We start from the raw sequence: 9,334 nt of genomic DNA on the forward strand, positions 1-9,334 counted from the left end.
GGTTACGGCGCATGGTAGACCATGAAGCCATATCAAGCCCGACCTAGTGTGCGCCTAACCCACCCTACGTCAAACCGCCCTAGAAAGTTCAATAGGCTGCCAAAAGCCGCGTCAAGTCCGCCACGGATGTGCCGGCAAATCGGAAAGGCCAATCACCTCCACCCCCGCCTTGGCGACGGCGTGGTCGTTCTCGACGGAACTGCCGCTGACGCCAATCGCCCCGATGAGAATGCCTTCGTGGTTCACGATGGGCAGCCCGCCGGGGAAGGTGATGAGTCCGTCGTTGGAATGCTCGATGCCGAACAAGGGCGCGCCGGGCTGGGAAAGCTGGCCGATCTGGCCGGTGGGCATTCCGAAGAAGCAGGCGGTCTTGGCCTTCTTGATGGCGATGTCGATGCTGCCCACCCAGGCGTCGTTCATGCGGGCAAATGCCTTGAGGTTGGCGCCCGAATCGACCACCGCGATGCACATCTGAGTGCCGGTCTCCTCCGCCTTGGCGATGGCCGCCGCGATGACTTGCTGGGCTTCCTGAAAAGTGACGTGCATGGGCTGTTCTCCTGTTTCAATGAATGGTCCGACTGGCGGATTTTATGCCTCCCGGCCAGAACTTGGGCGGGAGAATCGTTAGACCACCAAAGTGTAGCCCGCCGGGAACCTAAACCCCCTCGCCTCAACCCAATTCCACCGGCACGAACATCGTCGTGCCACCGCGCTGGACCAGCAAGGCCACATGCTTGCCAGCCTTGTTGGCGAGTTCCCGCAATTGCTCCGCGCCCTCGACCGGCTGGCCGTTCACCGCCAGCACCACATCGCCGGGCGTGATGCCCGCCTTCGCCGCCGGGCCAGCCACCCGCGCCACCAACAGGCCATTCTTGACACCCGCCTCCCGCTGCTCCTCGGGATTCAAGGGCCGCACCGCGAGACCGAGCCGACCACGCGGCGCGTCCTGCGACCCGTTGGCGGCCTGGGCCTGTGGCGCTTCCAATTCGCCCACCTTGAGCGTGAACGCCTGCTCCTTGCCGTCGCGCCAGACGCTCAGCTTGGCCTCGGAGCCGGGTTTCAGCTCGGCCACCTTGGGCGGCAGCTCCTTGGAATCGCGCACCGGCTCGCCGTTCAGGCCGACAATCACGTCGCCCGCCCGGAGTCCGGCCTGGGCCGCCGGGCCATCGGAAGGCACCATGTCAACCAGGGCACCTTCCGGCTTCGAGAGGCCAAACGATTCCGCCAAGGCTTGATTCAAATCCTGCACGCCCACGCCCAAGCGGCCCCGGCTCACCTTGCCGGTTTGCAGCAATTGCGCCTCGACCTTGAGGGCCACATCAATGGGGATGGCGAAGGACAAGCCCTGATAACCGCCGGTGCGGCTGTAAATCTGCGAGTTGATTCCGATGACTTCGCCCTTGGCGTTCAGCAGCGGCCCGCCCGAGTTGCCCGGATTGACCGCCACGTCGGTCTGGATGAAGGGCACGTAGCCCTCCTCCGGCAGCGAGCGGGACTTGGCCGACACGATGCCCGCCGTGACGCTGTTCTCGAAGCCGAAGGGCGAACCAATCGCCAACACCCAATCGCCGGTCCCGGTCTCGGCGGGATTGCCCAGGCGCACGGCGGGCAGGTTATCCGCGTCGATTTTCAGCACCGCCGTGTCGGTGGGCTTGTCGATGCCGACGACCTTGGCCTGGAACTCGCGCTTGTCGGCCAGCTTCACCGTCACCTCGGACGCGCCATCCACCACATGGGCGTTGGTCAGCACCAGCCCGTCGGGCCGGACGATGAAGCCGGACCCCATGCCATGGACCGGCGCTTCGCCTTCGGTGGGCGGCTGGAAGCGGCGGAAGAATTGGGAGAACGGGTCGTTCGGGTCGAGCGGCGTGACCGCCGTGTCGCTGACCTTGCGGGTGCCGCTGACGCTGATGTTCACCACCGCCGGGCCGCTTTCCTTAACGATCACGCCGAAATTCGGCAGCGTGACTGGCGCGGGCACCGCCGGGGCAGCGGCCACCCCTGATGGCGCTGACGCCGTGGCGGGAATGGGCGTGGCGGCGGTGGGTCCGCCAAAACGGGCGTAGCCAGCCGCCAATGCGCCGATGACAGCCGTCGCGATAAGGGTTTGACGCAGGGTTTGGGTTGCCATGTTCGTTTCCTTGGGTTGGGTTGAGCCGCGATGGAATTCGCGATGGGAGGACGATAAGGCAGGCAAACTTAAAACAAGCTTAAGGCGGGGGATTACAAGCCCTAACTAGAGTGGACCGGCTCGGTCTCGAAGACCGAGTCGGTCTGCGGCCCGTATTCGCCCGTCCAGCCCGAATCTATACAAAAAAAAGGGTTGTATGCTATAAACGCCCGCGCCTTAATGCAGCCATGTTTCATTTATTCCAATGAGCGGCGGATAAAAATGACCCAACCAAATTCCCCAAAAGCACCCTTCTTTTTGATGAAAAGCGGACTCTGCGCCCTGTCCATCGCCATCGCTGGCGCTTTGATGGGCGGTTGCGACAGCAGCCCATCCGGCAGCGGCGGCAGCGCATCCGCGCCCGCCACCGATGAAGCCAACATCGCTGGCAACGTGCAGGACATCCACGGCCCCCTCATGGAGGCCAAGATCGAGGTCCGGGACAAGAGCGGACAAATCGTCGCCACGACCCAGCTTACCGGCGGCTCGAACCACTACGCCATTAAGGTGCCAGCCGGCAGCACCTACCCCATCCTGATGACGGCCACCCCGCCGGAAGGCTCCAATTCGTTCGTGGTGAAAGCGGCGGTGACCAGCCCCCTGGCTGAGCGCATCGACATCACCGACGTGACGACCCTGGTGGTGGATTCAGCCATGACCTTGGGCGGGCTTAGCCCCGAGAACATCGCCAAGGCCTCGGGCGGCGCCATCGGACTCCGTCAGCGGCAAGGCGTCAGCGCCGGCGCGGGCGGCGGCGGCGCGGGCGCCGGCCAGAGCGGTGGCGGCGTGAGCCGGGGCGGTCATGGCGGGCACGACATGTCCGGCATGGGCGGCAACGCCGTGCCCCAGAACGCGCCCGGCCAAGCGCCAGCCGCGCCAGCGCCGATGCAGAACATGCAACACTGAAAGACGCTGTGATCGCCGCCCGGATGCCAATCCGGGCGGCGTTCCGAAAAACCGGCGGCGTCCCCGCCGGTTTTTTATTGGGCGGGATTAAATTTCCGAGAAATCCGGGTCCAACCGGCGCAATAGCTTGCGGGTGTCATCCCCGGTCTGCCAAGCGTCGACAATCGCTTCGATCCGCCAATGGCCCTCGCCAGTGGGCGCGGCGCGTTCGTGGCCCAGCTTGGTCGCCAACATTTCGGCACCGACCCCGGGGGTCTCGGGCAGGATCAACAACAGCGAGGACTTGTCCAGCCGACCGATTTGATCGGCCCAGCGCAGTTCGGCCTTCAATTCCAGGGCGAACTCTTTCAGCGAACCGGGGCACGGCGGCTCCACGGGTGGACTCAGAATCAAACGGATTAGTGACAGCGGATTGCCATAGCGGCGGCTGCGGCTGACTTGGAGCTCCAGCGCCTGGAGGATGGCCTTGCGGTTCAACAGGCCGGTTTCCGGGTCCTTGACTTCCAACTCCTGCGCCAATTGCCGGAAGTGATCCCGCTCCCGCTCCAAGCCTCGCCATTCGGCCAGGTTCTCGAAGAAACAGACTTCGCCGCCATTCGCCAAGGCCAGGCATCGCCGCCGGAAATAGAACTCGGTGCCGTTGCCGGGAAAAACACTGACGACACCGTCCCCGCCCTCGAACAGCCCGGCAAGTCCAAGCGATTCAGCCGCTTCCTGGCTCAAGCCCGCCAGGGATTCCTTGACGCCGCCCAACCAGTCCGCCAACCGCTGGTTCACCCAAAGAATGCGCTCTTCGCGCAGAATCATCGCGCCCACCGGCATCATGTCCAGCCACTCGTGAGCAGAAATTTCGCCAATCGGGTCTTGCATGGAGGGAGTGGTCCATCGGTGCCGAAAAGCTTAATTTTACTGATTGTTCGAACCGATGGGCACACGAAAAATCTCAAGACTGAGAGGCTGTATCAGTCGCAACGCTTGATACCGTATACACCGATGGGCAACGGCCGCCATCATTTTTGCAATTTTCGGCCCAGCAATTGGCTCCGCAAGCGCGGGCTTATCCCCAGCGCCAGCCCCGCCACCAAGGCGATTAAAGCAATATCGCGGACCTTGATGTCGGCCCGGTCAATCACCTCGGCGGCGGCGGCCTTGAGCAGACTGGGCGACCCGGCGCCGCCCCGCTCTTGCGCGAAACGAGGCGGGGCCACTGGCGGCGGCTCCGGCACCCGCCCTGGTCGCAGGCTCTGGGCGACCACCGCCAACACGATGGCCGCCGCGAGAATCATGATTCCCCCCACAATCATCCCGGCGACCCAAGGCTCCCTGGACTCCGCCAGCGAGGTGTAGCCGCCCACCAACAGGATCATCAGCCCCTCCAAGGCGGCCAGCATGGCGAACAGCGCCACGGCCACGCCCAACGCGGAGCGGGACGCGCCCCGCCGTAACCGGGCCTTCTCGACCGCCAGAAACTCCAAGACCGGGTTCAGCACGGCGCTCATCAGCGGCGATTGCCGAGCAGCGAACCCACCGCGAAGCCGGTGCCAAAGGCGATGAGGATGCTGGTGAGCGGCTTGGCTTCAACGTATTGCTCGATGCTGTCCTGCGCCGCCCGCACCTGGACCCGCGCTTGCTGGCCGGTTTCGCGCAAATGGTCGGCGGCCAGACGGCCTTGCTCGACGCCCAAATCCTTGACCGCTGTCATCAGCGTGCCCAGGTCGGACTTCAAGGTGGCGAGGTCTTGCTTCAATTCCGTGGTGATTTCTTCAGTTGCCATGGGGATGCTCCTTTTTCCGGGAAGTTGCGGCACAGTGAAAATCAGGCCCGACCGGCCCAACGCCACGATAAGCCCAAGCCGGGAATCCGCGCATTGAGAATTCGCAACGAACGGCGCCCGCCGCCCTTGTCTAATGGATCAATGCGCCGCCACGATAAGCCTGTCGGCGATTGCGTAGCCACACGGAGCGGGCGTCGCCCGGAAATCTTTATGAAACTCCCGTTTGAGAATCGAGCCGAAGCGGGGCGCTGGCTGGGACAGGCATTGCAGGCCTACGCCCACCGCCCGGACGCCATCGTGCTGGCCCTGCCCCGGGGCGGCGTGCCGGTGGGCATTGAGGTTGCCCGGTTATTGGGAATTCCCCTGGACTTGATGCTGGTGCGCCGGTTAGGCACGCCGGAACGCGAGGAAGTGGCCCTGGGCGCCGTCGCCAGCGGCGGCGTCTCGGTGGTAAACAAGGACGTGGTGTCGGATCACTGGATCGGCGACGAAGCCATTGAGGCCGTGGCCGTGAAGGAGCGGCTGGAATTGGAGCGGCGCGAGCGTTCCTACCGGGGCGACCGCCCCCAGCCGGAACTCAAGGGCGCCTGCGTCATCGTGGTGGATGACGGGGCCACCACCGGCACCACCCTACAAACGGGCATTGCCGCGCTACGGCAGCGCTTGCCGGGCCGGATCGTGGCGGGAATACCCGTCGCGGCCCCGGAGGCGCTGGCGCGGTTGCGTGAAGAGGCCGACGAAGTGGTGTGTGTGGCGACGCCGGAGCCGTTTTTTGCCGTGGGTCGCTGGTATCGGGATTTCTCGCCAATCAGCGACGCCGAGATTCACGGACTCATGGCGGCGGCTTGGGGCAATTGAATAGGGCTTACGCCGCTTTTGGCTTGTAGCGCCGGATGAAGAGTCCGTGGGTCGGGCTTAAGAAACCGCCTTAGTGCTTTGTCAGCCCTGTCATGTGGTGCCAAACCGCGTCATATTTGAAAACGATGGCCGATAGGATGGGTGGAGGTGCGCCATGAAGAACCACCCGAATTTTGAAAGGGCAGCGGCGCACCGTAACCCATCAGCAGGCCGACATCGCCCGATGGGTTACGGCGCACGGCCAGAATCGCCAGGGTTTTCGGCCTCATGCCAAGTGCGCTTCCACCCATCCTATCGGCTACACGTCATTCGACGCATGACAGAGCACTAGCCTCTTGCCGGTAGAAGAGGGGAGACGCCATTGCCCTGTGGGCAAGCCGATTTCGGTTGCGAACCCGCCGGAATGTTTATATCTTTCCCGACCACGCCAGTCGGGTTTGTCATCCAGTTTGAGGGTGATCCTGACGGCATGGGTGGTATCACAATAACCATAAACAATGATGCCGACGGAGATGGGCCTATCTGATTGATAGCGACGCTCTCGGGAATGCGGGCGTCCCGCCCGTCAGCGGGCCAAGGCTCGTTTTCCTGACGCGATAAACCAACTAAACCCACCTCCATGCGGATCGGTCCCCTCATCCCACCCGGGCGCGGCTTCCCATGTCGCTTGGCCTATATGAAGCAGCGCGGCACGCCGCCGCCGTTGTCGCCCCACGCGAATGCCGGAACATCCCCGCCCATCGCCTGGACATGGCCCGCCATCGCAAGACCGGAAGCAACAGCTTCCAGCGGTTCATGGAACAGAACCCGACAGCCGATTTCCGCACGAAGCGCCGCCCATTTGAACCGGCGCGTTGAGTCCCCGCATCCTTCCCACGACCAACATGTCCCCAACCGCGAGAGAGGCACCGCGTGAAAGCAATATTGACTTGGATTCCCCGGCATCCCTGGCTGGTGGCCTTGATTCTGCTGCTCATCACAGCGGCTTTTGTGCCTGGCCTGCAACGACTGGTCATCGACCCGTCGTCGGAGGGCATGATGGTGGCGGACGATCCCGACAAGGTTTATTACGATCAGACCAAGGCGACCTTCGGCGATGACACGCTGATTTCCATCGTCATGACCAGCGACAACGTGTTTAGCCCCAAGTGTCTGCGGGCGGTCTGGGAACTGACCGATAAGCTGTACAAGGTGGATGGCGTCACCCGCGTGGTCAGCCTCGCCACGGTGCGGAAGATCAAGTCGGAAGGCGGGATGCTCGACACCAATCCCTTGATGGTGGCGGTCCCCGCCAGCGACGAAGAGGCGGGACACATCCGGGATGACGCCCTCGCCAACGAAATCTTTTTGAACAACGTGATCTCGAAGGACGGCAAGACCACGGCGATCAACGCCTATCTCGCCAGCCGACCGGGCGACCCCACCTACAACCAGCGGGTGACGGACGCCATTGAGTCCATGATTGCCGAGCAGCGCGCCAAGACCGGCGCCCACATCTACCAAATCGGCGTGCCCCTGCTGAAGCTCACCATCGTCGAGTACATCAAGCAGGACAACAAGGTGCTAGGCCCCTTGAGCGTCACGCTCATGCTGGGCATCCTGGTCTACATGTTCCGAACGGGCATCGCGGCGGTGCTGCCGATCTTCACGGGCGGCTTCGCGGTGCTGTGGATGCTGGGCTTCATGGGCTACATGGGCTACACCATCAACCCTATCAACGCCACGTTGCCCACCCTGCTGCTGATGATCGGCAGCACCGAGGACGTGCATCTGTTGTCGGTTTATGCGGACGCCCTGCGGACCGGGGAAGAGAAGCTGAAAGCCCTGCGGAATATGGTGCTCAAGGCCAGTCTGGCGCTGGTTTTGACCAACATCACCACCTTCCTCGGGTTCGCTTCGGGCGCCATCAACAGTGTCGTCATGCTCAAGGAATTCAGCATCGCGGCCTCCTTCGGCATCGTCGCCAGCCTCGCCGCGACCCTGCTGGGCGTCCCCGCCGCGCTGCGCCTCCTGCCCGTCCCTAAGAGCTTCCTCGTGCCCGAGGAAGCGCATCAAAGTGGCCGGTTTTTCCTGTGGCTGGAATCCGTCCTCACCGATTTCAGCGACCGGCGACGGCGCTGGACCATCGGCATCGTGGCGGTCGTCATGGCGCTGTCGGTCGCCGGGTGGTTCAGGATCGAGGTGAACTCGGATTTCGTCAGCTTCCTCAAGGAAGGCTCGGCGGTCCGCCAATCCTTCACCGATGTGCATGAGAAACTCGCCGGGGCGCAGACCTTCTACGTGGTCGTGGAAACCGGGCTGCCCGACGGGCTGAAACACCCGGAGGTGCTGCGCGACATCGACAAGTTGCAGAATTTCCTGAACGCCCGCGCCGACAAGACCATGTCCCTGGTGGATTACCTCAAGCTCATCAACCGGGAATTGAACGACGGCGACCCAGGCCACGCCACCGTGCCGGATTCGGACGAACTGGTGTCGCAGTACCTGTTGATGCTGGACAACGAGGATGTGCGGCGGGTGGCGGATTCTGAGTTGTCGAAGGCCGCCATCATGGTGCGGCACAACATCACCGGCTCTTCCCAACTGAACAAGCTGCTGCGGGACACGGAGGCGTTCGCGAAAACTCAGTTATCGCCGAACTTGCGAATCCGTTTCTCGGGCGAGGGCATCCTGGTCAACCACGCCTCTGACGCCATGTCCGCCGGCCAGGTCAGCAGCCTGGCATTGGCCATCTTCTCTATCTTCGTGCTGATTTCCGTATTGTTCATGTCCGTCAAGGTCGGCGTGCTGGCGATGATCCCCAACCTGGTGCCCATCTCCATCCATTACGGCGTCATGGGCTGGTTCGGCTTTCCCTTGAGTCCCGGCACGATATCGGTCGCGGTCATCGCCCTCGGCATCATCGTGGACGACACCATCCACCTGATGATCTGCTTCCAGCGGGAACTCAAAAGCACCCAGGACCAGATGCTTGCCCTCAGGCGCACCCTCGCCCACGAGTTGAGGCCCGTGGTCGGCTCGGCCCTGGCCCTGGCCGCTGGCTTCGGCATCCTGGTGTTCTCGGAATTCGGGCCGGTCACGTCGTTCGCCTGGTTGGCGGCGCTGGCGATGATCACGGCGCTCCTGAGCGACCTGCTCATCACCCCATTCCTGATCGCGGGCGTTTCCCTCATCAGCCCCTGGGATTTGCTGCGCCTCAAGATCAGCGGCGCGGTCATGGAGCGCAGCGAGTTGTTCAAGGGGATGAGCCTCGGCGACGTGAAGCGCCTGGCCTTGCTCGGCACCGTCGAGCAGTACCAGGCCGGGGAGCGCATCGTGGCGCAAGGCGACCGGGGCAATGAAATGTATCTGATTCTCGAAGGCGCGGCGGACGTCATGATCCATGCCAACCAGCGCAGCAAATCCGTCGAGCGGCTCGGTCAGGGTGCCGTGTTCGGTGAGATGACCTTTGTCACCGGCGAGCCACGCACCGCCGATGTCCAAGCCGTGGAGCCCACCGAAGTGCTGCGCGTGGACAGGCTGAGCCTTGAAAAACTGCGGCGGCGCTACCCGAAAATCGCCGCGACCCTCTACTACAACCTGTCGGCGATTCTGAGCCGCCGCCTGGAAGGCACCACGGCGGATTG

At 63.3% G+C, this 9,334-nt stretch carries 10 protein-coding genes; 4 read left to right on the forward strand and 6 right to left on the reverse strand.

Annotated features, from left to right (window positions below):
- Positions 1 to 111 precede the first annotated feature (111 nt).
- Positions 112 to 546 (reverse strand): GlcG/HbpS family heme-binding protein, encoded by a 435-nt coding sequence (locus ACXWUF_RS12810; protein ID WP_458495061.1) that lies wholly within the window; start codon positions 544 to 546, stop codon positions 112 to 114.
- A 124-nt stretch (positions 547 to 670) separates the two neighbouring features.
- Entirely contained in the window at positions 671 to 2,131 is a 1,461-nt protein-coding gene (locus tag ACXWUF_RS12815; RefSeq protein WP_458495062.1) for a DegQ family serine endoprotease, read from the reverse strand.
- A gap of 261 nt (positions 2,132 to 2,392) precedes the next feature.
- Between ACXWUF_RS12815 and ACXWUF_RS12820 the strand changes: the two genes are divergently transcribed.
- A complete protein-coding gene (locus ACXWUF_RS12820) occupies positions 2,393 to 3,076 on the forward strand; it encodes a hypothetical protein (protein ID WP_458495063.1) in 684 nt (227 codons plus the stop codon).
- Between the two features lie 87 nt (positions 3,077 to 3,163).
- Here ACXWUF_RS12820 and ACXWUF_RS12825 read toward each other — a convergent pair whose 3' ends face one another.
- The 3 genes from ACXWUF_RS12825 to ACXWUF_RS12835 form a co-directional block, all read right to left on the reverse strand.
- Positions 3,164 to 3,946 carry a GGDEF domain-containing protein gene (locus tag ACXWUF_RS12825; protein ID WP_458495064.1) on the reverse strand — a complete coding sequence of 261 codons (783 nt, stop codon included), beginning with the start codon at positions 3,944 to 3,946 and terminating at the stop codon, positions 3,164 to 3,166.
- 140 nt (positions 3,947 to 4,086) lie between these two features.
- Positions 4,087 to 4,575: a hypothetical protein gene (locus ACXWUF_RS12830; protein ID WP_458495065.1), complete on the reverse strand. Its 489-nt coding sequence runs from the start codon at positions 4,573 to 4,575 to the stop codon at positions 4,087 to 4,089.
- Entirely contained in the window at positions 4,575 to 4,850 is a 276-nt protein-coding gene (locus ACXWUF_RS12835; protein WP_458495066.1) for a DUF883 family protein, read from the reverse strand. Before ACXWUF_RS12835 ends, ACXWUF_RS12830 begins: the two co-directional genes overlap by 1 nt.
- A 210-nt stretch (positions 4,851 to 5,060) precedes the next feature.
- On the opposite strand from ACXWUF_RS12835, the gene ACXWUF_RS12840 reads away from it, so the two are divergent.
- Entirely contained in the window at positions 5,061 to 5,708 is a 648-nt protein-coding gene (locus ACXWUF_RS12840; RefSeq protein ID WP_458495067.1) for a phosphoribosyltransferase, read from the forward strand.
- A gap of 110 nt (positions 5,709 to 5,818) precedes the next feature.
- On the opposite strand, the gene ACXWUF_RS12845 is transcribed toward ACXWUF_RS12840, so the two are convergent.
- A complete protein-coding gene (locus ACXWUF_RS12845; RefSeq protein WP_458495068.1) occupies positions 5,819 to 5,977 on the reverse strand; it encodes a hypothetical protein in 159 nt (52 codons plus the stop codon).
- Between the two features lie 391 nt (positions 5,978 to 6,368).
- Here ACXWUF_RS12845 and ACXWUF_RS12850 point away from each other — a divergent pair, with 391 nt between their 5' ends.
- Together ACXWUF_RS12850 and ACXWUF_RS12855 are read left to right on the forward strand one after the other, a co-directional pair.
- On the forward strand, positions 6,369 to 6,566 hold the full coding sequence (locus tag ACXWUF_RS12850) for a hypothetical protein (protein ID WP_458495069.1): 198 nt from the start codon (positions 6,369 to 6,371) through the stop codon (positions 6,564 to 6,566).
- Positions 6,567 to 6,620: 54 nt separating this feature from the next.
- Positions 6,621 to 9,334, forward strand: a 2,714-nt coding sequence (locus ACXWUF_RS12855) for an MMPL family transporter (RefSeq protein ID WP_458495070.1), incomplete at its 3' end; no start/stop codon positions are given.

This window comes from Methylomagnum sp., from assembly GCF_054333355.1.

Excerpts from the sequence above, each read along its gene's own strand:
- ACXWUF_RS12825 (WP_458495064.1), bottom strand. The coding sequence starts at position 3,946 with ATGCAAGACCCGATTGGCGAAATTTCTGCTCACGAGTGGCTGGACATG.
- ACXWUF_RS12835 (WP_458495066.1), bottom strand. The coding sequence starts at position 4,850 with ATGGCAACTGAAGAAATCACCACGGAATTGAAGCAAGACCTCGCCACC.
- ACXWUF_RS12840 (WP_458495067.1), top strand. The coding sequence starts at position 5,061 with ATGAAACTCCCGTTTGAGAATCGAGCCGAAGCGGGGCGCTGGCTGGGA.
- ACXWUF_RS12810 (WP_458495061.1), bottom strand. The coding sequence starts at position 546 with ATGCACGTCACTTTTCAGGAAGCCCAGCAAGTCATCGCGGCGGCCATC.
- ACXWUF_RS12815 (WP_458495062.1), bottom strand. The coding sequence starts at position 2,131 with ATGGCAACCCAAACCCTGCGTCAAACCCTTATCGCGACGGCTGTCATC.
- ACXWUF_RS12850 (WP_458495069.1), top strand. The coding sequence starts at position 6,369 with ATGTCGCTTGGCCTATATGAAGCAGCGCGGCACGCCGCCGCCGTTGTC.
- ACXWUF_RS12820 (WP_458495063.1), top strand. The coding sequence starts at position 2,393 with ATGACCCAACCAAATTCCCCAAAAGCACCCTTCTTTTTGATGAAAAGC.
- ACXWUF_RS12845 (WP_458495068.1), bottom strand. The coding sequence starts at position 5,977 with ATGAGGCCGAAAACCCTGGCGATTCTGGCCGTGCGCCGTAACCCATCG.
- ACXWUF_RS12830 (WP_458495065.1), bottom strand. The coding sequence starts at position 4,575 with ATGAGCGCCGTGCTGAACCCGGTCTTGGAGTTTCTGGCGGTCGAGAAG.